24 protein-coding genes are annotated in these 24,584 nt (G+C 67.3%); 7 read left to right on the forward strand and 17 right to left on the reverse strand.

What is annotated here, in order from left to right; translation table 11 throughout:
* Positions 1 to 81: 81 nt before the first annotated feature.
* From H0P51_RS16845 to H0P51_RS16865, 5 genes are all read right to left on the reverse strand, one after another.
* Positions 82 to 2,112, reverse strand: a complete 2,031-nt coding sequence (locus H0P51_RS16845) for a peptidoglycan D,D-transpeptidase FtsI family protein (RefSeq protein WP_180913929.1) — start codon at positions 2,110 to 2,112, stop codon at positions 82 to 84.
* On the reverse strand, positions 2,109 to 3,380 hold the full coding sequence (ftsL, locus tag H0P51_RS16850; protein ID WP_180913930.1) for a cell division protein FtsL: 1,272 nt from the start codon (positions 3,378 to 3,380) through the stop codon (positions 2,109 to 2,111). Before ftsL ends, H0P51_RS16845 begins: the two co-directional genes overlap by 4 nt.
* Positions 3,377 to 4,531 carry a 16S rRNA (cytosine(1402)-N(4))-methyltransferase RsmH gene (gene rsmH / locus H0P51_RS16855; protein WP_180919028.1) on the reverse strand — a complete coding sequence of 385 codons (1,155 nt, stop codon included), beginning with the start codon at positions 4,529 to 4,531 and terminating at the stop codon, positions 3,377 to 3,379. Before rsmH ends, ftsL begins: the two co-directional genes overlap by 4 nt.
* Before the next feature lies 1 nt (position 4,532).
* On the reverse strand, positions 4,533 to 4,964 hold the full coding sequence (gene mraZ, locus H0P51_RS16860) for a division/cell wall cluster transcriptional repressor MraZ (RefSeq protein ID WP_180913931.1): 432 nt from the start codon (positions 4,962 to 4,964) through the stop codon (positions 4,533 to 4,535).
* A 389-nt stretch (positions 4,965 to 5,353) separates the two neighbouring features.
* Positions 5,354 to 5,755: a DUF3040 domain-containing protein gene (locus H0P51_RS16865; protein ID WP_180913932.1), complete on the reverse strand. Its 402-nt coding sequence runs from the start codon at positions 5,753 to 5,755 to the stop codon at positions 5,354 to 5,356.
* Between the two features lie 288 nt (positions 5,756 to 6,043).
* Between H0P51_RS16865 and H0P51_RS16870 the strand changes: the two genes are divergently transcribed.
* Together H0P51_RS16870 and lppM are read left to right on the forward strand one after the other, a co-directional pair.
* Positions 6,044 to 6,646 carry a GNAT family N-acetyltransferase gene (locus tag H0P51_RS16870; protein WP_180913933.1) on the forward strand — a complete coding sequence of 201 codons (603 nt, stop codon included), beginning with the start codon at positions 6,044 to 6,046 and terminating at the stop codon, positions 6,644 to 6,646.
* Positions 6,647 to 6,791: 145 nt separating this feature from the next.
* A complete protein-coding gene (gene lppM / locus H0P51_RS16875; protein WP_425489062.1) occupies positions 6,792 to 7,436 on the forward strand; it encodes a lipoprotein LppM in 645 nt (214 codons plus the stop codon).
* A 7-nt stretch (positions 7,437 to 7,443) separates the two neighbouring features.
* Here lppM and H0P51_RS16880 read toward each other — a convergent pair whose 3' ends face one another.
* The gene (locus H0P51_RS16880) at positions 7,444 to 8,346 is read right to left on the reverse strand and encodes a mycobacterial-type methylenetetrahydrofolate reductase (protein WP_180913934.1); all 903 of its coding nucleotides are present in this window, start codon (positions 8,344 to 8,346) and stop codon (positions 7,444 to 7,446) included.
* A 210-nt stretch (positions 8,347 to 8,556) separates the two neighbouring features.
* On the opposite strand from H0P51_RS16880, the gene idsA2 reads away from it, so the two are divergent.
* Entirely contained in the window at positions 8,557 to 9,618 is a 1,062-nt protein-coding gene (gene idsA2, locus H0P51_RS16885) for a bifunctional (2E,6E)-farnesyl/geranyl diphosphate synthase (protein ID WP_180919030.1), read from the forward strand.
* A gap of 5 nt (positions 9,619 to 9,623) precedes the next feature.
* Positions 9,624 to 11,141 carry an alpha-(1->6)-mannopyranosyltransferase A gene (locus H0P51_RS16890; RefSeq protein WP_180913935.1) on the forward strand — a complete coding sequence of 506 codons (1,518 nt, stop codon included), beginning with the start codon at positions 9,624 to 9,626 and terminating at the stop codon, positions 11,139 to 11,141.
* Here the strand turns inward: H0P51_RS16890 and H0P51_RS16895 are convergent.
* Positions 11,128 to 11,532: an Rv2175c family DNA-binding protein gene (locus H0P51_RS16895; RefSeq protein ID WP_180913936.1), complete on the reverse strand. Its 405-nt coding sequence runs from the start codon at positions 11,530 to 11,532 to the stop codon at positions 11,128 to 11,130. The genes H0P51_RS16890 and H0P51_RS16895 overlap by 14 nt on opposite strands.
* A 92-nt stretch (positions 11,533 to 11,624) precedes the next feature.
* Between H0P51_RS16895 and H0P51_RS16900 the strand changes: the two genes are divergently transcribed.
* Positions 11,625 to 12,824, forward strand: coding sequence for a protein kinase domain-containing protein (locus H0P51_RS16900; protein WP_246398020.1), 1,200 nt, complete (start codon positions 11,625 to 11,627; stop codon positions 12,822 to 12,824).
* Positions 12,825 to 12,914: 90 nt separating this feature from the next.
* On the opposite strand, the gene H0P51_RS16905 is transcribed toward H0P51_RS16900, so the two are convergent.
* From H0P51_RS16905 to H0P51_RS16915, 3 genes are read right to left on the reverse strand one after another with little or no spacing between them, the layout of a single operon-like run.
* The gene (locus H0P51_RS16905) at positions 12,915 to 14,303 is read right to left on the reverse strand and encodes a class II 3-deoxy-7-phosphoheptulonate synthase (protein WP_180913937.1); all 1,389 of its coding nucleotides are present in this window, start codon (positions 14,301 to 14,303) and stop codon (positions 12,915 to 12,917) included.
* Positions 14,304 to 14,339: 36 nt separating this feature from the next.
* Positions 14,340 to 14,831: a polyadenylate-specific 3'-exoribonuclease AS gene (locus H0P51_RS16910; RefSeq protein ID WP_180913938.1), complete on the reverse strand. Its 492-nt coding sequence runs from the start codon at positions 14,829 to 14,831 to the stop codon at positions 14,340 to 14,342.
* Positions 14,832 to 14,876: 45 nt separating this feature from the next.
* Positions 14,877 to 15,749, reverse strand: coding sequence for a hypothetical protein (locus tag H0P51_RS16915; protein ID WP_180913939.1), 873 nt, complete (start codon positions 15,747 to 15,749; stop codon positions 14,877 to 14,879).
* Positions 15,750 to 15,840: 91 nt separating this feature from the next.
* Here H0P51_RS16915 and H0P51_RS16920 point away from each other — a divergent pair, with 91 nt between their 5' ends.
* On the forward strand, positions 15,841 to 17,121 hold the full coding sequence (locus tag H0P51_RS16920) for a glycosyltransferase 87 family protein (protein WP_180913940.1): 1,281 nt from the start codon (positions 15,841 to 15,843) through the stop codon (positions 17,119 to 17,121).
* A gap of 51 nt (positions 17,122 to 17,172) precedes the next feature.
* On the opposite strand, the gene H0P51_RS16925 is transcribed toward H0P51_RS16920, so the two are convergent.
* From H0P51_RS16925 to H0P51_RS16945, 5 genes are all read right to left on the reverse strand, one after another.
* Positions 17,173 to 17,922: a lysophospholipid acyltransferase family protein gene (locus H0P51_RS16925; RefSeq protein ID WP_180913941.1), complete on the reverse strand. Its 750-nt coding sequence runs from the start codon at positions 17,920 to 17,922 to the stop codon at positions 17,173 to 17,175.
* Between the two features lie 85 nt (positions 17,923 to 18,007).
* Complete coding sequence (locus tag H0P51_RS16930) at positions 18,008 to 18,421, reverse strand: hypothetical protein (RefSeq protein WP_180913942.1); 414 nt, start codon at positions 18,419 to 18,421, stop codon at positions 18,008 to 18,010.
* Positions 18,418 to 19,692, reverse strand: a complete 1,275-nt coding sequence (locus H0P51_RS16935) for an ArsA family ATPase (RefSeq protein WP_180919032.1) — start codon at positions 19,690 to 19,692, stop codon at positions 18,418 to 18,420. The genes H0P51_RS16930 and H0P51_RS16935 overlap by 4 nt, the downstream gene beginning before the upstream one ends.
* Positions 19,689 to 20,123, reverse strand: a complete 435-nt coding sequence (locus tag H0P51_RS16940; RefSeq protein ID WP_180913943.1) for an SRPBCC family protein — start codon at positions 20,121 to 20,123, stop codon at positions 19,689 to 19,691. The genes H0P51_RS16935 and H0P51_RS16940 overlap by 4 nt, the downstream gene beginning before the upstream one ends.
* 105 nt (positions 20,124 to 20,228) lie before the next feature.
* Entirely contained in the window at positions 20,229 to 20,618 is a 390-nt protein-coding gene (locus H0P51_RS16945; protein WP_180913944.1) for a polyketide cyclase / dehydrase and lipid transport, read from the reverse strand.
* Between the two features lie 161 nt (positions 20,619 to 20,779).
* On the opposite strand from H0P51_RS16945, the gene H0P51_RS16950 reads away from it, so the two are divergent.
* The gene (locus tag H0P51_RS16950; RefSeq protein WP_180913945.1) at positions 20,780 to 22,582 is read left to right on the forward strand and encodes an AMP-dependent synthetase/ligase; all 1,803 of its coding nucleotides are present in this window, start codon (positions 20,780 to 20,782) and stop codon (positions 22,580 to 22,582) included.
* Positions 22,583 to 22,586: 4 nt separating this feature from the next.
* Here H0P51_RS16950 and pimB read toward each other — a convergent pair whose 3' ends face one another.
* Positions 22,587 to 23,723: a GDP-mannose-dependent alpha-(1-6)-phosphatidylinositol monomannoside mannosyltransferase gene (pimB, locus tag H0P51_RS16955; protein WP_180913946.1), complete on the reverse strand. Its 1,137-nt coding sequence runs from the start codon at positions 23,721 to 23,723 to the stop codon at positions 22,587 to 22,589.
* 39 nt (positions 23,724 to 23,762) lie between these two features.
* The gene (locus H0P51_RS16960) at positions 23,763 to 24,482 is read right to left on the reverse strand and encodes a hypothetical protein (RefSeq protein WP_246398836.1); all 720 of its coding nucleotides are present in this window, start codon (positions 24,480 to 24,482) and stop codon (positions 23,763 to 23,765) included.
* Positions 24,483 to 24,584 lie beyond the last annotated feature (102 nt).

Raw genomic sequence — 24,584 nt, forward strand, 5'->3', positions numbered from 1 at the left:
GCGAAGCTGGGACCGCTCCATAAAGCCGTTGGTTTGGTCTTCGCTCTGCAGGTCGGTCGAAGAAGGGGGCGGCGTGGATCGCTACATCGCCTGCAGAGTGAGCGGCGGCCCGGGGTCGGGCGACAGCGGCACGTTCTCCCGTTGCATGAGCCAGCCGGCGATGTTGTGGAACAGCGGCGCGGCCGAGTGTCCCGGTGTGCCGTCGGCGTTGCTGTGGGGGTTGTCCATCATGATGCCGATGACGTAGCGCGGGTTGTCGACGGTGGCCATGCCGGCGAAGGTGATCCAATAAACGTCCTCGAAGTAGCACCCACAGCCCGGGTTGATCTGCTGCGCGGTGCCGGTCTTCCCGGCCATCTGGTAGCCGGGTACCGCGGCGGCCGGCCCGGTGCCCTGCTGGTAGCCCATCGGATCGTGCTGGACGACGGCGCGCAGCATCTGCCGCACGGTCTGGGCCGTCTGCGCCGAGACCACCCGCACCCCCTCCGGACGCGGCTCCTCAGTGCGGGTGCCGTCGGGTGCGATGGTGGCCTTCAGGATGCGCGGTGGGATTCGCACGCCGTCGTTGGCGATCGCCTGGTACATCCCGGTCATCTGCAGCAGCGTCATCGAAAGGCCTTGGCCGATCGGCAGGTTGGAGAACGTGCTGCCCGACCACTGATCGATGGGCGGCACCAGCCCAGCGCTCTCACCGGGAAGCCCTACGCCGGTGCGCTGCCCCAGCCCGAACTTGCGGACCATGTCGTAGAAACGTTCGGGCCCGACCCGCTGGGCGAGCATCAGGGTGCCGACGTTGGACGACTTCCCGAACACACCGGTCGTGGTGTAGGGCATCACGCCGTGATCCCAGGCGTCGTGCACGTTGACCCCGCCCATGTTGATCGAACCGGGTACCTGTAGCACCTCGTCGGGGTTGGACAGGCCGTATTCGATGACCGAGGACGCAGTGATGATCTTGTTCACCGAGCCTGGCTCGAAGGGCGAGGACACCGGCAGGTTGCCGAGTTGCCGGTCGGCTTGACGTCCGATGTCCTGCGACGGGTCGAAGGTGTTGTCGTTGGCCATGGCCAGCACCTCGCCGGTGTGGGCGTCGAGCACGACGGCCGAGACGGTGTGGGCGCCGGACAGGTCTTTAGCCTGCTGCACCTGCTGCTGGACGTAGAACTGGATATCGTCGTCGAGGGTCAGCTGGACGGTCGACCCGTAGACCGCCCGGTGTCGGTTGCGGTAGCTGCCGGGGATGACGACGCCGTCGGAGCCGCGGTCGTAGGTGACCGAGCCGTCGGTTCCGGCGAGCATGGCGTCCAGGGCGTCTTCCAGGCCGAGCAGACCGTGTCCGTCCCAGTCGATGCCGCCGACGATGTTGGCCGCCAGCGAGCCACCGGGGTATTGACGCAGGTCTTGGCGCTCGGAGCCGACCTCCGGGTACTTGGCGGAGATTGCGTTCGCAATGGCGGGGTCGACGGCCCGGGCCAGGTATACGAACGACTCGTTGCTCTGCAGCTTCTTAAGCAGGGTCGGTGCGTCCGGCTTGTTGTTCAGCTTGCCGGCGATTTCCTTGGCGATGGCGTTGAGCCGCTCCTGCGGGTCGGGTGCCTGCGACGCCTTCTTCTTCGCCTCCTCCAGCTGCTGACGGACCCGCTTGGGCTGGAAAGTCAGTGCACGCGCCTCGATGGTGAAGGCGAGGCGGTCGTTGTGGCGGTCGATGATGGAGCCGCGGACCGCGCGTTCGATGTCGGTTACCTTGAGCTGACCTGCCGCCTGGGCGTTGAGCTGGGAGGCGTTGGACACCTGCAGGTAGAACAGCTGGCTGATGGCGACCACCATCAACACGGCGATGATGATGTTGCCGGTCCGGTGCCGGAAGACGAACGAACCGCCCCGGTTAGCCACCTGGACCGCCTGGCGGGTACGCCGCAACTTCGTCGAGCGGCCTCCGCCCGGAGGCGGTATGGGCCTGGCTTCCTTAGCTTTTTTGGCTTTCCGGAAGCGTCGGGGTTCCCTGATCTCTGCGCGGTCACCCTGTCGGGCCCGGGAGGTTTGGCGGGCCTTCTTTGCCTCGTGCGGCTGCCGCGAACCCCGTTCCGCGCGTCGGGGGTCGCCGCGGCTCATCGTGCTGCTCCGGGCGCGACCGGAGCGGGTTGTTCAGGGTTGGCGGGTGTGGGTGCTGGCAGCGCCGGGGCGGGCGGCGTCAGCACCAACAGGGGCGGCGAAGGGGCTGGGGTCGGCGCCGGTGCAGGGACCGGGGCGGGTGCTATCGGCTGTGCTGGAACCGGGGCCGTGGCCACGGGGGCCGGCAGCAGCCCAGCATGCACCGAGTTGGGCGCCGGGGTCTGGGCGGGCAGCGCGCCAGGTGTCTGTCCGGGCACGGTGGGTAGCGTGCCAGGCGTCTGTTCCGGCGCCTGGGCACTAGGCATCTGTCCCGGCACGGTAGGCAGCGCGCCAGGCGTCTGTCCCGGCACCTGGGCGCCAGGCGTCTGTCCCGGCGGCGCCGGCACCTGGCCGGGAACTGCGGGCACCTGACCCGGCACCGCGGGCGCCTGGCCCGGAACTACGGGAAGCTGGCCTTGCAGTGTCGACGCGCCGTCCGGCCCGCGCAGCAGCACCTGCGGCCCCATCCGGGGCGGGGCGGCCGGATCGTTGCCACCCGGCACCCGCACCGCAACCTCCGGCGGCGGGGCCTGCGGCTTCGGCGGCTGCGGCGTCTCCTCCGGCAGCTTGACGTTCAGCGGGGGCGGCGGCACCCCCTCCGCCGGCTTGGGCGTACCGACCACCACCCAGTTGCCGTCGGGGGCCTGAACCAGATGTGCGGTGTCGCGGCTGGGAATCATGCCCTGCTTGCGCGCCGCCTCCGACAGCGCCGGCGCCGACTCCGCGTCTCGCACGTCACGCTCCAGCGATTCCTTCTGCTGTTGCAGCATCCGGGTTCGCTCGCGAGCGTCGCTGAGCTGATAGGAGCGCTCCGCGGCGTCGGTGGACAGCCAGAGCGTCAGACCAAGGCCCATGCCCAGCGAACCGATGATCAAGACGACGAACGGGACTCTGCTGATCAGGGCGTGCGGCCGCAGGTCGACCTCGGCCAGCCGCGCGGCCAGCCGTTCGGTCAACTTGGGCCGAACAACCTTTGGCGCCTTGGCTTTCCGCGCCTTCGCCCGCGCCTTGGCCTGGCTGGTGTTCTTCGGCCGGGCCGGCCGGTCCACCGGCCGGGTGATCGGCGAGGTCTGGGGTCCCGACCTGGGCATCCGAGGCTCACGGTTGGGCGCCGCCGGGGTGCGGGACCGACCGCGCCGCGCAGACGGGTCCGCCGCGGTGGAACTGCCGGCACGCCGGCCGCGACGCTCGCTGTCGCGGCGCTTGGTCGCCTCGCGCTGTCTGCTCATGGCCGTGCCTTCCCCCTCGCGTGGTCCACTCGTTGCAGTGCCCGCAGCCGCACCGGGGTGCTGCGCGGATTGTGTTCCATTTCGGTCGCGTCGGGCCGTTCTGCGCCGTGCGTCAACGATCGGAACCGCGGTTCGTGGCCGGGAAGCTCGACGGGGAGTCCCGGAGGTGTGCGGGAGGCGGTCGCGTCGGCGAACGTGCGCTTGACGATCCGGTCCTCCAGCGATTGGTAGGCCAGCACGACGATGCGTCCGTCCACCCTCAGCGCGTCCAGCGCCGCCGGAACCGCACTGCGCAACGAGTCGAGCTCGTCGTTGACCGCGATGCGCAGCGCCTGGAAGGTGCGCTTGGCCGGGTGACCGCCGGTGCGCCGCGCCGGCGCCGGAATCGCCTCGTAGAGCAGGGCAACCAGCTCGGCTGTTGTGGTGAACGGGGCGCGGGCGCGTCGACGCACGATTTGCGCGGCGATACGACGGGCGAACCGTTCCTCGCCGTAGCGATGCAGGATGCGGGCCAGCTCGGCCTCGTCGTACGTGTTGAGGATGTCGGCAGCGGTCAGCGGCGATGTGGGATCCATCCGCATGTCCAGCGGTGCGTCCTTGGCGTAGGCGAAACCCCGCTCGGCACGGTCGAGTTGCATCGACGAGACGCCCAGGTCGAACAGCACTCCGTCAACCGATTCCGCTGCGCTGTAACCGGATTCGGCCAGAGCCTCGGAGATGCCGTCGTAGCGGGTGTGCACCAGCGTGATCCGGTCGGCGAATGGGGCCAACCGGCCAGCGGCGATGTCGAGGGCCGTCGAGTCGCGGTCGAGTCCGATCAGGCGCACGCCCGGCAATTCGGTGAGGAACCGTTCGGCGTGCCCGCCGGCGCCGAGCGTGGCGTCGACCAGGACAGCGCCGGAACCGTCGGAGTGGTGGCGGGTCAGCGCCGGGGCGAGCAGCTCGAAGCAGCGTTGCGCCAGCACCGGGACATGCCCGAAATCGCTTGCGCCGGAGGCCGGCTGGTCAACCACAGCGAGTCCTCCCAGGCTGCGTCGGCCTACTTGCAGTGCCGCCCGTGCACCGAGGCCTCTGTCCGAAAGCACGCACCTGGCGTTGGGGAAGTACGCCAGGGTCGGTTCGGGCAGAGACCACGGTGCACAGGCATGCACCTCAGAAGATGTCGCCGAGTGCTTCATCGCTGGCCGCGGAGAAGTTCTCTTCATGGATTTGCTGATAGTTGTGCCAGGCCTGTGCATCCCAGATCTCGAGATACTCGATTGCCCCGATCACCACACAGTCCTTGGACAGTCCGGCGTAACGCCGATGGTCCGCCGACAGCGTGATCCGCCCTTGCCCGTCGGGGTGCTGTTCGTCGGTACCGGCGGCCAGGTTGCGCATGAACGCTCGAGCTTCCGGGTTGTTGCGCGGCGCCTTGCTCGCCTTGCGGGCCATCTGCTCGAACTCTGCCCGCGGGTAGACGGCAAGGCTGTGATCTTGACTCTTGGTGACCATCAACCCCCCTGCCAGTGCGTCGCGGAACTTGGCCGGCAGCGTGAGCCGCCCCTTGTCGTCGAGCTTGGGCGTGTAGGTGCCGAGAAACATTGGGGCACCTCCAACTTGCTTCTCACCCAAACACTTCGGCCACCATACCCCACAACTCCCCACTTCTCCCCATAAATCTCCCCTCCGCGCGTCCCGGAGTGGCATTTCACCCACTCGATCCGCGTTCACCGTGAATTCGAGACCGCTAAGCACCCCGGAAATCGGTGCAAATGCCCAGTTCAGAGGCACCAACCCGGTGCCCTGGGGCAGGGTGGGGCGTGGTGGGGCGAGAAGGGCACAAGTGCGCTACGAACCAGACACGAGACGGATTCGCACGGCCTGTCGGACCGATGCGGCACACCTTGATCTGGGATCGTGGCTGCCGACCGCGCACCAACAGAAAAGCGGGGCAGCCGATCGGCTACCCCGTCATCTGTTGCCCCGCTTGACTACTCGTCGAACCGGCGGCGGAAACGCTCCTCCATGCGGTTGGTGAACGAGCTGCCCGCGCCCTTGGAACGACGCGGACGTGAAATGGGCGTAACGCCCCCCCGCTCCGGCTTCCCGGCCAACCGCCGGCCCGTGACGGCGTACACCACACCGCCGAACATGACGACGAATCCCACCACGCTCAGGATCGGGAAGGTTCCGATCATCGTGGCCTTGAACGCCACCCCGGACACCAGCATCGCCAAACCGACGACGAACAGCGCGGTACCCTGCAGCCGCCGGCGCGCGGTCGGGGCGCGGAAACCACCGCCGCGAACACTGGATGCGAACTTCGGATCCTCGGCATAGAGAGCGCTCTCGATCTGGTCGAGCATTCGCTGCTCATGATCGGAGAGTGGCATTCGTCCCTCCTTGCCGAAACACTTTTACATAGCAACCGATAGCACACGCACGCCCGTTGCGGGGCAATTAACTCCGATGATACGAGGTCAATCTGCGTGGTACCACTGATTCGCTGGCGATTCTATCCCCCGACGCCCACTGCCACGACATGGCCCGGCTGGGTCATGTCAACGCAACGAGTCACAATCGACCACTCGCCGACGCCTGAACACCGCGTCCGATACTGGAACCACTGAGCGAACCGGTTTACTGCCGATCGACCGACAGACTGAGGAGGGCACCGCGAATTGGCGACATTCCTCATCGATCTGCCGCCGCAAGCCATGGAACGCCGCCTCGGCGACGCGCTGCGCGTCTACGTCGACGCGATGCGTTATCCCAAGGGAACCGAAAGTCAGCGCGCCGCCATGTGGCTCGAACACACCCGACGCAGCGGCTGGCAGGCAGCCGCCGCCGTCGAGCTGCCCAACACCGACGCCATCGGTGAACCCTCGGCGGCCGAGCTGAGCAAGGCGCCGCTGGTCGGTATCGCCTACGGCTACCCCGGGGCGCCCGGCCAGTGGTGGCAACAGCAGGTCATCCTGGGCTTGCAGCACAGCGGTTTCTCACCGCAGGCGATCGAACGGCTGATGAACAGCTATTTCGAGCTGACCGAGCTGCACATCCATCCGCGCGCCCAGGGCCGCGGCGTCGGCGAGGCGCTGGCCCGCCGGTTGCTAGCCGGGCGCTGCGAAGCCAACGTCTTGCTGTCCACTCCGGAGACCAACGGGGAGGCCAACCGGGCTTGGCGGTTGTATCGCCGGCTGGGTTTCACCGACGTCATCCGCAGCTACCACTTCGTCGGTGATCCACGGGCCTTCGCGATCCTCGGCCGCCCGCTGCCGCTGTAACGGCGGTCTAACCGGGCGGCTCACCGAACCGGCGCACCGGGTCTGGCACGATGACCTGGTGCGCGTCAGCTCTCCCTCGCCATTCACCCGACCCTTGCGGGTGCCCCGAGTGCTTCACGACCGGCGCCGCGCGGTGGCCATCTTGATGCTGCTGATGCTGGTACCGCTGGCCACCGGGTGCCTGCGGGTCCGCGCCTCGATAACCATCTCACCCGACGACCTGGTGTCCGGGGAGATCATTGCCGCCGCCAAGCCCAAGAACAATAAGGACACCGGCCCACAGCTGGACACGAACCTGCCGTTCAGCCAAAAGGTCGCCGTGTCCAACTACGACAGCGACGGCTACGTCGGGTCGCAGGCGGTGTTCTCGGACCTGACCTTCGCCGAGTTGCCACAGCTGGCCCACCTCAACTCCGATGCCGCCGGCGTGAACCTGTCGCTGCGCCGCAACGGCAACCTGGTGATGCTGGAAGGCCGCGCCGACCTGACCTCACTGACCGACCCCGAGGCCGACGTCCAGTTGACCGTCGCATTCCCGGGAACCATCACCTCCACCAACGGCGACCGGATCGAGCCCGAGGTGGTGCAGTGGAAGCTCAAGCCGGGAGTGGTGAGCACCATGACTGCGACTGCCCGCTACACCGACCCCAACACCCGCTCCTTCACCGGGGCCGGGATCTGGCTGGGCATCGCCTCGTTCGCCGCCGCGGGCGTGGTCGCGCTGCTGGCCTGGGTCAGCCGGGACCGTTCCCCCCGGTTCAGCACACCGGGCGACCAGTCCTCAAGCTAACCGTGCGTTAATCGCCCGGCGCCCAGTACGCCAACATCTCGGCGAATGTGTCAAAGGCGGGCCCGGAAACTCCGTACGTCGCCTCAAGATGGATACTCAGCGGAAATCCGAGACCGGCCGGGCCACTCAGCACACCATCGATGACCCGCTTGTACAGGTCGATCAGCAGCGTGCGCTTGCGCGCCGGCTCGCTGGCTGCCAGCGTCTGGACGAACTCCTGCTCGCGGGCCACCGCCGCGTTGCCGGGGTCCTGGATCAGCCAGTTGATCAGGCCGACGCGTGACTCCACCTTGGGGACGAAGCCGAACGACAGCAGAATCTCGGGCCGATGGTCCGTCTCTTTGGCAAAATCGGTCAGGAAACCCACGATGGCGTCGGAGTACAGCAGCTGCGTCATGCCGTACGTCGCACCCTGGTTGCACTTGAAATTGAGCCGGCCGTGTTCGCCCTCGCGGGTGGGGATCACGATCACACCGCGATTGGGCACCGCGTCTCGGTAGATCGACAGCGCGTCGGTGGGGGCCACGCCGGAGCCTTCGCCGTCGTTCATGGTGCGGGGCACGCCGACGAACACCACGCCCTCCATGCCGGCATCGGTCAGCGCGCGCAGCCGCTCCCCCAGGTCCGACTCGTCCATGAACGCGGTGACCTGCGTGCATAAGCCGCGCAGGCCGGGAAGCTCCGGCTTGATAATCGACCAGAAGTCCAGCACGTCCAGCTTGGGCTTCATCGGCACCGGGCGATCGTCGTCCTCGGCGATCATCCCCGGGATCATGACGTGCCGGATACGTCCGTCCAGACCAGACTGCCCCGAATACCGCACCACTTTGCGCGCGTCTTCCAAGGCCCGCTCGCGGCCGTCTTCGACGTTGGGCGGCACCAACTCCAGCGCGATGGTGTTGAGCGTCACACGGCTCCTCATTCTCGATCGATGACTCATACTCGCGCTGCGCCGCGCAAACCGTTCCAGACCCCACGACAGCATAGGGGCGTGCGCTTACCGCTGTTGAGGCACGCCGCCAGCATCGGCGCGGCATACACTGTCGGGCCATAGGCATGCCGAGTGAGAAAGGGGCGCGCGCTGAGCCTGAAAGCATCGGAAGCATCGACAACCGACCAGGTGGCCGACGCCGTGACCGACCAATTGCGGCAGTACTTGCGCGGCCGTCGCAGCCAATCCAGTTATCTCGGCGCCGACTACAACGAATTGACCGGCTGGCTCGAAGAATTCGCGCTCACCGGCGGTAAACGGTTGCGTCCGGTGTTCGCTTACTGGGGCTGGGAGGCCGCGAGCAGTTCGCCGCCGGGTCCTGATGTGCTGCTGCTGTTTTCCGCATTGGAATTACTGCATGCCTTCGCTCTGGTGCACGACGACGTCATCGACGGATCCGCCACCCGCCGCGGCAGGCCGACCACCCATGTGCATTTCGCGAACCTGCACCGGGAACGCCGGTGGCGCGGACCGGCGGACCAGTTCGGCATCTCGGCGGCGATCCTGCTCGGCGACATCGCACATGCCTGGGCCAACGACATCGTGGCCGGCACACGTCTGCACCCCGACGCCCGGGACCGCGTCGAACGGGTGTGGTCGCACATCCGCACCGAGGTACTGGGCGGTCAGTACCTTGACATCATTGCCGAGACGTCGCCGCGGGCGTCAGCCGAGGAGTCGGTCGCCGCCGCTATGAAGGTAGCCACCTATAAGACCGCCTGCTACACCGTCACGCGGCCACTGCAGCTCGGCGCGGCCGCCGCCGCCGATCGGCCCGACATCGCCGCTGCCTTCCAGCAATTCGGCAGTGACCTCGGGGTGGCCTTTCAGCTGCGCGACGACGTCCTCGGCGTGTTCGGTGACCCCGCGGTAACGGGCAAGCCGTCCGGGGACGACCTGCGGTCCGGCAAACGCACCGTGCTGCTGGCCGAGGCAACCCGGCTCGCCGAGAAGTCGGATCCGTTGGCGGCCAACCTGTTACGTTCCTCGATCGGCACCGACCTGACCGATGCGCAGGTGCGCGAACTGCGCGAGGTGATCGACGCGGTGGGCGCGCTGGCCGCGGCCGAGGACCGGATCGCCGAGCTGACCGAGCGTGCGCTGACCACACTGGCGTCGGCGCCGATCAACCTCACCGCCAAGGCCGGATTGTCCGAACTGGCTCAGCTGGCCACAGACCGGTCGGCCTGATCCGAATGACCATCGCGGCCGCGACCGACGAGCCCCACCGCCTTTCGGAGTTCCGCAGCTTCGCGACGAGCCCGGAGGCCGGGCCGGCGAGACTGGGCTTCCTGGCCGCGGTGCTGATCACGCTGGGCGGGCTGGGAGCGGGCAGCACCCGCCAACACGACCCGCTGCTGGAGTCGCTCCACCTGTCCTGGCTGCGCTTCGGGCACGGCCTGGTGCTGTCGTCGGTCCTGCTGTGGGCGGGTGTGGTGTTGATGCTCGTCGCGTGGTTGCGCCTGGGCCGCCAGGCGCTCGCCGGCGCGGCCACAGAGTTCACGATGCGGGCAACGACCGCGTTCTGGCTGTTGCCATTGCTGATCTCGGTGCCGGTGTTCAGCCGGGACACCTACTCGTATCTGGCCCAGGGCGCACTTTTGCGCGACGGTCTGGACCCCTATGCGGTGGGCCCGGTCGGTAATCCGAATTCGCTGCTGGACGACGTGAGCCCGATCTGGTCGATCACCACCGCGCCCTACGGGCCGGCGTTCATCCTGGTCGCCAAGATGGTCACGATACTCGTCGGCAACAACGTGGTGGCCGGGACGATGTTGCTGCGACTGTGCATGCTGCCCGGGTTGGCCCTGCTGATCTGGGCCGCGCCCCGGCTGGCCCATCACGTCGGCAGCGACGGCGCCAAGGCCCTGTGGATCTGTGTGCTCAACCCCCTGGTGCTCATCCACCTGATGGGTGGGGTGCACAACGAGATGCTGATGGTCGGCCTGATGGCCGCCGGTATCGCCCTGACCCTGCAGCGGCGCCACGTTGCTGGCATCACGCTGCTCACGGTGGCGATCGCGGTCAAAGCCACCGCCGGGCTGGCGTTGCCGTTCCTGTGCTGGGTGTGGATGCGGCATCTGCGCGAAGACCGGGGCTGGCGGGCATGCAAGGCATTCGGCGTTGCCGCGCTGGCTTCGCTGCTGATCTGTGTTGTGGTGTTCGGGGCGCTGTCCGCGATGGCCGGGGTAGGTCTGGGGTGGATGACGGCGCTGGCCGGGTCGGTGAAGATCATCAACTGGCTGACGGTTCCGACCGCGGCGGCGAACGTGATCCACGCCTTCAGCAGCAGTTTCTTCCCGGTGCAGTTCTACGCTGTGCTGCGCATCGCCCGGCTTGTCGGCATCGTCGTCATCGCGGTCTCGCTACCCATCTTGTGGTGGCGGTTCCGGCGTGACGACCGCGCCGCGCTCACCGGGATCTTCGGCGTGATGCTGATCGTGGTGCTGTTCGTGCCGGCCGCACTGCCCTGGTACTACTCCTGGCCGCTGGCGGTGCTCGCCCCGCTGGCGCAGTCGCGCCGGGCGATGGCGGCCATCGCGGGCTTTTCGACGTGGGTGATGGTGATATTCAAGCCCGACGGGTCGCACGGCATGTATTCCTGGCTGCATGTCGGGCTGGCGACAGCGTTCGCGCTGGCGGCCTGGTATTGGCTGTACCGCGAGCCGCAGTCTGCCGAGGATCCGGAGCCGGCTGAGGTCAGTACGCCATAGCCTGGGCGCGCCGCACCACTTCGCGGGCCTGATGCGCGTGCAGCGCATCCACCGGGCGCGCGTTGTTCAGGGCGTCCCGCGAGCCGTCGCGGGTGACGGTGAGCGATGGGTCCGGGGTGAACAGCCAGCGCACGATCTCGGTGTCGCGGTAGCCGCCGTCGTGCAGGATCGTCAGCAGGCCCGGCAGGCTCTTGACGACCTGGCCGGTGGTAGTGAAGAAGACCTGCGGCACCACCAGGCTGCCGTCGCGGCGCACCGCCACCAGGTGGCCTTCCCTGAGCTGCTGCTGGACCTTGCTCACTGGGATGCCGAGCAGTTCGGCGACCCGGGACAGGTCGTAGGTTGGCTCGTCGGGATCCAGGACATCGTCGCCGGCCGGAATGCTGCCCACGAACGTCAGTCTAGAACCTGCCGACCCGGCAAGTGTGCGCGTTAGACACAGGTTCTGCGACCGGATTCCGCGTCCACCCTACGATCGGGTGCGTGGCTGGACCTGCGGACCCGTTGACCGGAGCGTTGCTCGACGGCCGCTACCTAGTGCAGGAGACGATCGCCAGCGGTGGGACATCCACGGTGTACCGAGGGGTGGACACCCGTCTGGACCGCCCGGTAGCGCTGAAGGTGATGGACCCGCGCTACGCCGCTGACCGGCAGTTTTTGACCCGCTTCCAGCTAGAGGCCCGGACCGTGGCGCGGTTGAAGAACCCGGGCCTGGTCGCGGTGTACGACCAAGGCCAGGACGGCAGGCATCCGTTTCTGGTGATGGAGCTGATCGAGGGCGGCACCCTGCGCGAGCTACTCAACGAGCGCGGCCCGATGCCGCCGCACGCCGTGGTGGCGGTGTTGCGGCCGGTGCTGGGCGGGCTATCGGCGGCGCACCGGGCCGGGCTGGTGCATCGCGACATCAAACCCGAGAACGTCCTGATCTCTGACGACGGCGAGGTGAAGATCGCCGATTTCGGGTTGGTCCGTGCCGTCGCCGCCGCGGGCATCACCTCCACCAGCGTCATCCTGGGCACCGCGGCATACCTGTCGCCGGAGCAGGTGCGCGACGGCAACGCTGGCCCCCGCAGCGACGTCTACTCGGTGGGGATCCTGACCTACGAGCTGCTGACCGGGCGCACTCCGTTCGCCGGCGACACCGCGCTGTCGGTTGCCTACCAGCGGCTGGAACAAGACGTACCGTCGCCCAGCACCGTGATCGACGGGGTGCCGACGCAGTTCGACGATTTCGTGGCGTGCGCGACTGCCCGCGACCCCGCCCAGCGCTATGCCGACTCGATCGAGATGGCCGCCGACGTGGACGCGATCGCCGAGGAGCTGGGGCTACCGGACTTCCAGGTGCCCGCGCCACGCAACTCCGCCCAACACCGTTCCGCCGCACTGCATCACAGCCGTATGGCGCAGCGCGCGACGGCGGCGCCCCCGGTGCACCACTCGACGCGTCAGTTGCCCCGGGAATCCGGCGCCGAACCCGAAGCGGCACCTGCCGCCGCTGCGGAGATCGACGAATACCCGGCCGACTCAACGCAGTTCGCCGGCATCCCAATCGATGAGTTCACCTATGCCCGACAACACAACCGCCGCATGGTGCTGGTCTGGCTGGCTGTGGTGATCACGCTCACCGGCCTGGTTGCCAGCGCCTGCTGGCGGCTCGGAATCCACCTCGCTAGCCTGCTTTGACCCGCCGCGGCAGCTCTAGGGCCGAGCGCAACCCCAACCGCGAAGCAGCGTGGAATTTCGCAACGCGGTTACCCTCGCCAGCCCGCTAGGTCAGTCGCGCAGCATCTCCGCGACCAGGAAGGCCAACTCCAGCGACTGCTGGGTGTTCAGCCGGGGGTCGCACGCTGTCTCATAGCGGCCGGCCAGGTCGCTGTCGGAGATGTCCTGCGCCCCGCCAAGACACTCGGTGACGTTCTCCCCGGTGATCTCCACGTGGATGCCGCCGGGGTGGGTGCCTAGCGCCCGGTGCACCTCGAAGAAGCCCTGCACCTCGTCGACGATCCGGTCGAAGTGCCGCGTCTTGTACCCGGTCGAGGACTCGTGGGTGTTGCCGTGCATCGGGTCGCACTGCCAGATCACCTGATGACCGGCGGCCTGCACCTTCTCGATGATCGGCGGCAGCACGTCGCGCACCTTGTGGTTGCCCAGCCGGCTCACCAAGGTCAGCCGGCCCGGTTTGTTGTGCGGGTCGAGTCGCTCGACGTATTCGACGGCCAGCTCCGGTGTCATCGTCGGACCGATCTTGACGCCGATCGGATTGGCGATCACCTCGGCGAACGCGACATGCGCGCCGTCGAGTTGGCGGGTACGTTCGCCGATCCACACGGTGTGCGCCGACAGGTCGTAGAGTTGCGGCTCACCGTCTTCCACATCGGACAACCTCAGCATGGAACGCTCGTAATCCAGCACCAGCGCCTCGTGGCTGGCGTAGATCTCGGCTGTCTGCAGATTACGGTCGGCTACCCCGCAGGCGCTCATGAACCGCAGTGCCCGGTCGATCTCAGCAGCCAGCGCCTCGTAGCGGGCGCCGGCCGGGGAGGTGCGGACGAACTCGCGGTTCCAGTCGTGCGCCAGGTGCAGCGAGGAGAAGCCCGACGATGTCAGCGCACGCACCAGGTTCATCGCCGCACTGGCGTTGGCGTAGGCCCGCACCAATCGCGACGGGTCGTGTGCGCGCACCGCGGCGTCGGGGGCGAAACCGTTGATCATGTCGCCGCGGTAGGACTTCAGCCCGAGCGCGTCGATGTCGGCCGACCGCGGTTTGGCGTACTGCCCGGCGATGCGGGCCACTTTGACCACCGGCATGCTGGCGCCGTAGGTCAACACCACCGCCATCTGCAGCAGGGTGCGGATGTTGCCCCGGATGTGCGGTTCGGTGTTGTCGGTGAATGTCTCGGCGCAGTCGCCGCCCTGCAGCAGGAAGGCCTCGCCGCGAGCGACCTGCGCAAGCTGTTCGTGCAGCCGGACGATCTCGGAAGCCACCGTCACCGGTGGGACGCTCTCGAGCACCGTGCGCATCGCCGCCGCCTGGTCGGCGTCCCAACTGGGCTGCTGGGCGGCCGGCTTGGCCAGTGCCGTGTCCAGCTGGGCTCGCAGGTCAGCAGGCAACGGCGGCAGCGCCGGTAGCTGGTCGATCGGAATGTCGACGGTCCAGTTCATCGGTCTATCGTAGCGGTGGCCGCTCGCACCGGCTGATCAGGAGGAACGCCGCTCCGCGGTGATTATCTGGAAGCGGCGCAAGTGATCCCGCGCGTCGACCAGCGCGTCGTGCGCATCGCGCGACCGTGGGGGCAGTCGCGGGCTGCCCCGGTCCTCCCAGAGTTGCCGAAGCTCCCGGGTGAATCGGGGGATGGCGCGGGGCAACGCGGGCATCGCGCCCCACAGCTGACACAGCGCCACGTGGTCGTAGGCGGCTATCCAGGCCCACAGCTCGATGGGGTCCGAGCCGTCGACCCGAAAGAAGTCTTCCAGGTCGGCGCGGATCCGGCTGCGGGATCGCCACAGCGTCGAGGCCGGCGGCGGCAGCTTGGGCAACACGTTGGCCCGTACCCAGTTGCCGGCCCGCTCGGGATCGAATTCGGTGGACACTGCGTAGTATTCGCGGCCGTCCTCGGCGGCTACGCCAATGGAGATCAGCTCGATGGTGCGGCCGTCCTCGATGAACTCGGTGTCGTAGAAATACCGCACGTCGCAGCTTATCGAGTTCTCGAAAGCCGCGGGTCTCGGGGCTGCTCAGCTGGACCCGGCGATCAGGACGGGTTCGGTGCCGTCGGGCGCCGCAGCGGGATGCACATCCAGGTCGAGCTGGGCGTCGACCTCCCGCTCGTTGGGCAGATGCGGCGTACCGGCGATGGCGCCCTGCAGCAGCAGCTTGACCCGCACCACTGGGCGGCGTAGTCGACGTTCGCGCTGCAGCGCGCGGCGCATCTTGTTGGGTCGGCTGGTGTAACGCCAGCGCGCCCACGGCGCATGCGGCCGCGACAACCGGACCGCACCAACCACCAGCAGGATCACCAGGAACATGCCGAGCAGACCCGTCCACACCTTGCCTTTGAGCACCACCACCACCGCCAACGGCAGAGTGAATACCAAGGCGCCGGCCAGCGTGCTACGCAACACCACCCATTCGCCGTCGTAGCGGATTGGCAGCAGGAACATCAAGGGATGCAGCCCGAGGATCAGCAGTCCGGCGACCGCTACGGCGGCGAACACCGCGTCCACGGACGTACGCCCATCCTCTTCCCAGTACACGTCGGACAGGTGCAGGATCAGCGCGTACTCGTCAAGCACCAGCGCAGCGCCGATCCCGAACAGGATCGCCGCCAAACTGACTTCGGGTTCCTGACCGTTGACGGCGAGGGTCACCAGCGTCAGACCGGACAACATCACCAGCACTACCCCGAAGGTCACGTGGTGGATGTGCACCGATCCGACGTAAATGTTGCGCGGCTGCCACCACCGCACCGGGCCGCCGCGGTCGGCGCGATGGCGGATGACCCGCACGAAGGTCCGGGTGACGAAGAAGGTCAGGATGAATGCGACCAGGCAGCAGAGCAAGGGCAGGTGGCCGCGGTCGATGATGTCGTGCTGCAGCCAACGATGCACCCTAAAAAGCTACGCCCGCCGACACGCCCGACGTCGAAGGCCGCGCTGAGCGGGAAAAGCACCACACGGTAACGATTAGGCTGACATGGACATGACAAGATCGCGGTCGCCCGAGCTGGGCAGTCGACTCGGGCAGGTCGCATTGTGGTGCCTGCTCTGGCTGATTGCCGCCTCGGCGCTGGGCTACACGTGCTGGGAACTGTTCGGGCACATTCCCTACCGGATCGATATCGACGTCTACCAGATGGGCGGCCAAGCCTGGCTGGACGGGCGCCCGCTGTACCACGGCAATGTGTTGTTCCACACACCCATCGTCGATCTGCCGTTCACCTATCCCCCGCTGGCGGCCGTGGTGTTCAGCCCGTTCGCGTGGCTGGGGATGCCGACCGCCAGCGTTGTGATCACCGCGCTGACACTGGTGATGCTGCTGGTGTCGACGACGATCGTGCTGGCCCGCCTCGACGTATGGGACACCTCGGCGCTGCTGCCCGGCCCGGCGTCGCTACGGCGCGCTTGGTTGGCGGTGATGGTGGTCGCGCCCGCCGCAATCTGGGCGGAGCCGATCAGCTCGAACTTCGCGTTCGGTCAGATCAACGCCGTGCTGATGACTCTCGTGGTCGCCGACTGTTTTCCCCGCCGCACCCCGTGGCCGCGCGGGCTGCTGCTGGGACTGGGCATCGCCCTCAAACTCACTCCGGCGGTGTTCTTGCTGTACTTCCTGCTGCGCCGGGACAACCGGGCCGCGTGCGTGGCGTTGGCGAGCTTCGCAGGCGCGACATTGATCGGGTTCACGCTGGCGTGGCGCGACTCGCTGGAGTACTGGACGCATACGCTGCGCCACACCGATCGCATCGGCGAGGCGGCGCTGAACACCGACCAGAACATCGCCGGGGCACTGGCCCGGCTCGGGCTCGACGAACACGCCCGCATGCCGTTGTGGATGCTGGCGTGCCTGGCCGTGCTGGCGGTGACCGTGTGGACGATGCGTCGCGTACTGCGAGCCGACGAGCCGACGCTGGCGATCGTCTGCGTCGCACTGTTCGGGCTGGTGGTGTCGCCGGTTTCGTGGTCGCATCACTGGGTTTGGATGCTGCCGACGGTGCTGGTGACGGGTTTGCTGGCCTGGCGCCGCCGCAACGTCGCGCTGGCCGTGGTCACGGTGGCGGGCGTGGCGCTGATGAGGTGGACACCGATCGACCTGCTGCCCAAGCATCACGAGACCACCGCCTCCTGGTGGCGGCAGTTACTAGGGATGTCCTACGTGTGGTGGGCGCTGGCGGTGATCGTGGTCGCCGGTGTCACCGTCACGGCCCGGCTGGGCGCGGCACGTACGCCGGAAGAACAGCAGCCCATGCCCGTCCCGGCTGCCTGACGAGGCGGCCGCGACTACGACTAAGGGGCGGGACCCGGTTAGCCGGCCCGGCTAGCCGGCCTGGGTCTCGGGGATCCGCGTGGCATCCGAGGACTTCGATTCGGAAGCGTCTGCATCGTCATCGGCGGCACTGCCGTCTTTGACGCTGGCGGCGTAGATATCGACATACTCCTGCTCGGAGAGCCCCATCAACTCGTACATCACCTCGTCGATGACCGCACGCTCGATGAAGTGGTTGCCGGCCAGCCCGTCGAACCGGGAAAAGTCCATCGGCTTGCCAAACCGGACGGTGACCCGGCCGAAGCGCAGCATCGAGGTGCCTGGCGGGTTGACGACGTTAGTACCGATCATCGCGACCGGGATCACCGGGACGCCAGTCTGCAGCGCCAGCCGGGCCAGCCCGGTCTTGCCCTTGTAGAGCCGACCATCGGGCGAGCGGGTGCCCTCGGGGTACATGCCCAGCAGCTTGCCCTGCGCCAGCACCTGCTTGGCGGTCTCCAGTGCGGCCTGCGCCGCCTCTGAGTCGGCACGGTCGATGGGCACCTGCCCTACAGCCGTGTAGAACCACCGGTTGAACCAGCCTTTGAGGCCGGTACCGGTGAAGTATTCGGACTTGGCCAGGAAAGTGATTCGCCGACGCACCACCAGCGGCAAGAAGAAGCTGTCCATCACTGCCAGATGGTTGCTGGCTAGGATCACCGGACCCGAACTCGGAACGTGTTCCAGCCCTTCAACTTTGGGACGACCGAGTACGGTCAGCAAGGGCCCCAGAAGTACATACTTAAACAGGTAGTACCACATGGCCCTCCCTCTCACCCCGCACCGAACGGTGTCTGCGCCAACTGTACCCACCGACGATGTGTGGGACCACCTCGCAACCGGCGGGTTAGTCCTGCAACGCCACCGGGATGGCCTGGTAGCGGGTCTTCGCGGCGCCGCCGCCATTTCCGTCAGAGTGCCCGGTGACCGGGCCGGTGGCCGCCTGGGCGCCCTCACCGCCGCCGGGGGAAGCGTCGTCCGGCGCTGCCGAAGCCGCGGCGTCGCCGATGTCATCGACGATGGCGCGGACCACCTCCAGCAGTGCGACGCTGTGGCTGGCGATGACCGTCACCAGCGGATGCTGCTCGCCGCTGACCACCGCGGCCAGCGCGCACACCGGACACCACACCTGCTGACACTTTCCGGGTCCAGTACTAGAGGCCAGCGTTGCCGCGGCCCGTACCCCGGGGTCGATGCCGTCCAGAATGGCCTGTGCCAGCCGACGCAGTTCGGAGCCGACGTCGGCATGCGACCTGCTCACTTCGGCCACACCTCCGGATCTGGTCTGAATCGCACGGTCAGCTCGCTGCCCCGTAACTGTGCGTCCAGCACCGTACACCGCCGCAGCACCGAGGCCAACCGAACCCGACGCCGCACACCACCTGCGCTGATGATCAGGTCATCGTCCGACCGGCCCAGCGTCAGCGAGGCGGGCTCGAGCTGGGGCAACGCTAGCCGCAGCCGGTACACCGATTCCAGTCCCGACCCCGATTCCAGGTCGACGACGGGGCGCAGGGGGCCGGGTGGGTCCCCGCCGCGACGACGACGTGCACCGTCGAGCAGCCCGGCGAGCGCTTTGGGTCCGATCGGCTCGCCCGCCTGGTGCGGCACCAGGACCAGGGCCACGTCGCCGATGGTGGCGTCGAGTTCCTCCAGCACGGCACGCTGCTCGGAAATGCGTTCGGCGTACCAGTAAAACGCGGGATGGTCGGGCAGGCTGCGATATTCGTATGTCTCGTCCCGAACCAGAACCTGGTTGACGAGCAGTTCTTCCACCCGGACGCCCATCAGTGCCAGCGAGCCCAGGGTGCGGGCGGCCTCCGCGGCGACCACGCGTTCGGGGGTGAGGACCAGGTGCGCGCTGACCGAATTACCGTCGCCCAACAACGAATTGAGCTGGTCGACGCTGGCGCTGATGCGTTCCAGTAGGTCCACCACCGCGCCGGAGCGGCCGTCGTCGGAGCCGGCGGACAGCCGGCGATGCCGCGGCCACGCACGTTCGACGTACAACCCGAACGTTGCGGGCAGGGTCAGCATGCGCAGCGCATCAGCGGTCGAGGCGCAGTCGACCACCACGCGGTCCCACCGACCGGACGCGGCGAGTTCGCCGACAGCGTGCAAGCCCAGAACTTCCTGAATACCGGGCAATGCCGACAGCTCTTCGGGGGCAATGCTGCTTAACTCGGAGTTGGGAAACTGCGCGTCGACCGCGTCGACGACCTCACGCCACCTGTTCTCCAGCAGCGCCAGGGTGTCCAGGGCCAGGGCGTCGAGAATTCCGCCACTGGCCTGTTCCTCGCCGGTTTCCAGATCAGTCAGCACCCGCACCGGTTCGCCGCAACCGGTGGGCGGGACGGGAACTCCGAGTACATCGCCAAGCGAATGCGCCTGGTCGGTTGATACGACGAGCACGCGCTGTCCAGCGCTGGCATCGCCTACCGCGGTGGCCGACGCCAGGGTGGATTTTCCCACCCCGCCCTTGCCGACGAAAAGACTGATCCGGGCCGGGGTGGGCGCGGCGGAATCGCTCAGCCCTCGACTCGTTTCTTGAGATCCTTCAGCGCGCCGTCGATAATCCTGCGCTCGGCCTTGCGCTTGAGCATCCCGATCATCGGGACGGCCAGGTCCACTGCGAGCTGATAGGTCACGTCAGTGCCAGAACCCTTGGGCGCCAAGATATATGAGCCCTCCAACGACTTGAGCAGCGAGCTGGACTCCAGGGTCCAGCTCAGCGACTTGCGGTCGGCCGGCCACTCGTAGTTCATGATCAACGTGTCTCTGAAGATGGTCGCGTCCATCAGCATGCGGGCCTTCTTCGCGTAGCCGTCGGAGTCGGCCTCGAGGACCTCGACCTCCTTGTACTCGTTGATCCATTCCGGGTAGGACTCGAGGTCGGCGATCGCCTTCATCACCTCCGCCGGATCCGCGTCGATGTGGATCGTCTGCTCCGTCTTGTCCGCCACCTGGCTATTTCCCTTTCCCCGTACCCGGGTCGACCCCAATCAAGCGCGGGAGTGCCCCGGGCTCCCGGCAAAAACGGTACTCTGCAACGCCGGATATTGACCCGGTTAAACTACCGGAGATACCCCGACCGGACGTGACTGTTCCAGGGTCGTCTTCACCTCGAACGCCATTTTTTTGCCCGCTACCCGACGGCGGTGCGTCATCTTGGCCAGATTCAGCTTGGCCAACTCCGCAGCCGAGACGCCAGTCGGCTCGGCGTGCAAGAAATAGTGCAGCACCACGCCGTCCAGCGACGGTTCCAGCCATATTTCCATTGTGCCGGTCAAGGCACCGGCAACCGACCATCGGATGCCTTTCTCGGCGCGGTCCTCGGTGACCTGCAGCCGCAGGTCGGGCCACCAGCGGCGCCACTTCAATTCATCCGCAATCGCGGACCCGACCAGTGCGCCGTCGGCGGCGACGTACGTTTCGTCGGCGATCTGGATACTGTTCACTGCCTCAGCTTCACATACCCGGCTACGGGATGGCCCCGGGGCCCGTTCGGCAATCAGCCAAACTGCCCGACCTTGGTCGGACTTAGCCACGCTGCGACAATGACCGCATTAGGCTGGTTGACAGCAAGAGGCGCCGCCCTAGGTCAAGCGAGGTAATGAGAGTGCGTCAGTACAGTATCCCGGCCCGCTTTTCTGTCGGCGAGCGCGACAACGTCGCCGCCGTGGTGTTCGAACACGAACGCAACGATCCCGACTACGTGATCTACCAACGTCAGATTGACGGCGAGTGGACCGACGTCACATGCGCTGAGGCTGCTAGCCAAATCCGGGCCGTGGCACTGGGTTTGATCGGGCTGGGCGTGCAGGCGGGCGACCGGGTCTGCATATTTTCGGCGACGCGCTACGAGTGGACGATCCTGGATCTGGCGATCCTGGCCATCGGCGCGGTCACCGTACCGATCTACGAAACCTCGTCGGCCGAGCAGGTGCGCTGGGTGCTGGAGAACTCCGAGGCGGTGCTGGCCTTCGCCGAGACCGACGCGCACGCAGCGATCGTCACCCAACTCACCGGCGAGTTGCCGGCGCTGCGCCGGTTGCTGCACATCGACGGGTCGGGACCCAAGGCGATCGACGTGGTCGTAGAGGCCGGCGAATCGGTCGATGCCAGCGAACTCGCCGCGCGCCAGGAGGCGCTGCGGTCCGATCACCCCGCGACGATGATCTACACCTCGGGGACCACCGGGCGACCCAAGGGATGCCAGCTGACCCATTCGAACCTGCTGCACGAGATCCGCGGCACCCATGAGTGCCTGCCGACGCTGCTGTGCGAGGGACAAAAGCTGCTGGTCTTCTTACCGCTGGCCCACGTGCTCGCCCGAGCGTTGACCTTGTCGGCGTTCACCAGCAAAGTGACAGTTGGATTCACTAGCGATATCAAGAACCTGCTGCCGATTTTGGCGGTGTTCAAACCGACTGTGGTGGTGTCGGTTCCACGTGTCTTCGAGAAGGTGTACAACACCGCCGCGCAAAACGCCTCCAACGATGGCAAAGGCCCGATCTTCAAAGCCGCGGCCAAGACCGCAGTCGACTGGAGTCGGGCGCACGACGACGGCAAACCCGGTCCGGTGTTGCGGGCCAAGCACGCCCTGTTCGACCGGCTCGTCTACCACAAGCTGCGGTCGGCGCTGGGCGGCGAATGCAGCGCCGCGGTGTCCGGTGGGGCGCCACTGGGCGCGCGGCTGGGCCACTTCTACCGCGGCGTGGGGCTGACCATCTACGAGGGCTACGGCCTGACCGAGACCAGTGCCGCGATCACCGTGAACCAGATCAACGGTCTCAAGATCGGGACCGTGGGAAAGCTGGTGCCCGGCAACAGCCTCAAAATCGCCGAAGACAAAGAACTACTGGTGCGCGGCGGCGTGGTGTTCGACGGCTACTGGAAGAACGAGAAGGCCACCGACGAAGCGTTCACCGACGGCTGGTTCCACACCGGCGACTTGGGCTCGGTCGATGAGGACGGCTTTGTCAGCATCGTCGGCCGCAAAAAGGAACTGATCGTGACCGCGGGCGGCAAGAACGTCGCACCCGCGGTGCTCGAGGACCAGCTTCGCGCGCACCCGCTGATCAGCCAGGCGATGGTGGTCGGGGACAACAAACCGTTCATCGGCGCGTTGATCACCATCGACCCGGAGGCGTTCGACGGCTGGAAGAGCCGGCACGGCAAGGCCGACGGCGCCTCGGTGGGAGAGTTAGCCACCGACCCCGACCTGGTCGCCGAGGTGGACCTGGCCGTCAAGCAGGCCAACCAGCAGGTGTCCAATGCCGAGTCGATCCGCAAGTTCCGGATTCTGCCCGTCGACTTCACCGAGGAGTCCGGCGAGCTGACCCCGACGATGAAGGTCAAGCGCAACGTGGTGGCCGAGAAGTTCGCCTCCGACATCGAGGCGATCTACCAGAAGGACTGAGCGACTACAGCAGTTCGGCGAGCCGGGCCGCCAAGGTGTCCCAGCGCCACTGCGTCCGCACCCAGTCCCGGCCGGCGACACCCATCGCTGCCGCACGGTCGCGATCGGTCAGCAACTCGGTGACCGCGTCAGCGACCTGATCGACCGAGTTGCCGTTCACCACCAAACCAGTCTTGTTGTGCTGCACCGCTTCCGGAGCCCCGCCGGAGTCGCCGGCGATCACCGGTACGCCGGTAGCCGACGCCTCTAGAAAGACGATTCCCAGGCCCTCGACATCCATGCCGGCGCCGCGAGTGCGGCACGGCATGGCGAACACGTCGGCCATCGCGTGGTGGGCGGGCAGCTCGTCTCCGGGCACGCCGCCGGTGAACGTCACGTGGTCGGCGACCCCGCTGGTGTGGGCCAGCTTCCGCAGCGTGTCGAGGTAGGGTCCACCGCCGACGATCACCAGCGCGGCGCCGTCAACCCGGCGCCTAATCGACGGGAGCGCCTTGATCAGCATGTCTTGACCCTTGCGCGGCACCAGACGCGATAGACACACCACCGTCGGCCGTTCACCGAGCCCATACCGGGCGCGCAGCTCGGCACGCGCGGCGGGGTCGGGCCGGAACCGGTCGCTGTCTACGCCGGGCGGAAGGTATTCCAGCGACGCGCCCGGACCGAATGCGGGCGCGAACCGGGACCGGGTGTAGCGGCTCACGAACGTCACCACATCGGTTCCGTCGCCAATTCGGCGCAGTACCGACCGTGCGACCGGCAGCATCGACCAGCCCACTTCGTGCCCATGGGTACTGGCCAGCACCCTAGTCGCACCGGCTTGCCGGGCACGCGGCGCCAGCAGAGCGAGCGGCGCGGCAGCCCCGAACCAGACCGTATCGATGCGGTGCTCTTCGATCAGCCTGCGCATCCGGACATCGACCGACGGGACCGGCAACATCAGCGTGCTGGGATGGCGTACCACCCGGTAGCCCGATTCCTGCGCTGATTCGTCGAAAGCCCCGTCGCCCTTCCACTTTGGCGCGTACACGGTGAGGGCGTGCGCCCCGGACCCGATGAGTCGGCCGACGAACTCTCCCAGATAGGACTGGATGCCGCCACGCCGCGGGGGAAAGTCGTTGGTTACCAGCAGGACCCGGCTCACCCGGCTACGTTAGCGCGCAATCAGTCCCGCTCTGGACACCTAGGCGCGCTCGGCGGCCCACTGCTGCCAGCGGGTCAGCAGTCTGGCCGAGTCGATGCCCAGCACGTCGCGGACCGCGGTGGCCACTTCGGCGTGCCGGACGCCGCAGGCGCTCACATAGAGTTCGTGCAGTTTGGCGGCCCCGTAGGTATCCGCGACAAAACGCGCGAACCACCACGCCCGGTCGTACGCCAGCGACAGCTCTGGCTCGTCACTGTCCAACTCGGCGTCCGAGGGTAAAAACAGCAGCGTTGACCGCGCCGCTGCAGGCACCGCGCGCTGCGGCCGCGCAACGAAGTCGGCCACCCCTTCGGTCAGCCAGCGTGGAGCGTCGGCCGCGGTGTCCGCGCGAGCCGCATAATGAAAAAGCTCATGCGTCAACACAATTCGTAATGCGCCTGGGCTCATTGCGTCCGCGCCGGGCGCCAACACGATGCGGGCACCGACCACCGTCCGCCGCCCGAAGTCGACCCGCTGGGCCACTGTCACGGCCGCGATGTCGGCCCGCTGCGAGGCGGGGTCGTCGGCGGCCGCAGCCCGAAACTGCTCGTCGGAGTCGGTGGCCGCGATGATGACCTCGCGTGACCAGTCGGTCCCCCAGAACCCGACGACCGCGCTGATCGCCGCGGGCAGGTTTGCCGCCACCCGTGACAGCAGTCCGTCGGTGCTTGACCCGCCCCGGTTGATCAGCCGCACGGCGCGATCGCCGACGATCAACATGGTCTCCGCGCCGCGAGTCTGGGCAGCAGTTTCCCCTCGTCGCTGCGGCGCCGGATGGGCCGAGATCGCGAGTGCCGTGATCAACTCAGCGATCAGTACACA

It is taken from the genome of Mycobacterium vicinigordonae (assembly GCF_013466425.1).
Taxonomy (GTDB): Bacteria; Actinomycetota; Actinomycetes; order Mycobacteriales; family Mycobacteriaceae; genus Mycobacterium; species Mycobacterium vicinigordonae.

What these genes read in the sequence shown, in the direction of transcription:
- ftsL (WP_180913930.1), bottom strand. Translation starts at nt 3,380, where the DNA reads ATGAGCAGACAGCGCGAGGCGACCAAGCGCCGCGACAGCGAGCGTCGC.
- H0P51_RS16925 (WP_180913941.1), bottom strand. Translation starts at nt 17,922, where the DNA reads ATGTGGTACTACCTGTTTAAGTATGTACTTCTGGGGCCCTTGCTGACC.
- H0P51_RS16920 (WP_180913940.1), top strand. Translation starts at nt 15,841, where the DNA reads ATGACAAGATCGCGGTCGCCCGAGCTGGGCAGTCGACTCGGGCAGGTC.
- H0P51_RS16845 (WP_180913929.1), bottom strand. Translation starts at nt 2,112, where the DNA reads ATGAGCCGCGGCGACCCCCGACGCGCGGAACGGGGTTCGCGGCAGCCG.
- mraZ (WP_180913931.1), bottom strand. Translation starts at nt 4,964, where the DNA reads ATGTTTCTCGGCACCTACACGCCCAAGCTCGACGACAAGGGGCGGCTC.
- H0P51_RS16865 (WP_180913932.1), bottom strand. Translation starts at nt 5,755, where the DNA reads ATGCCACTCTCCGATCATGAGCAGCGAATGCTCGACCAGATCGAGAGC.
- lppM (WP_425489062.1), top strand. Translation starts at nt 6,792, where the DNA reads ATGCTGCTGATGCTGGTACCGCTGGCCACCGGGTGCCTGCGGGTCCGC.
- H0P51_RS16890 (WP_180913935.1), top strand. Translation starts at nt 9,624, where the DNA reads ATGACCATCGCGGCCGCGACCGACGAGCCCCACCGCCTTTCGGAGTTC.
- H0P51_RS16905 (WP_180913937.1), bottom strand. Translation starts at nt 14,303, where the DNA reads ATGAACTGGACCGTCGACATTCCGATCGACCAGCTACCGGCGCTGCCG.
- H0P51_RS16960 (WP_246398836.1), bottom strand. Translation starts at nt 24,482, where the DNA reads ATGTTGATCGTCGGCGATCGCGCCGTGCGGCTGATCAACCGGGGCGGG.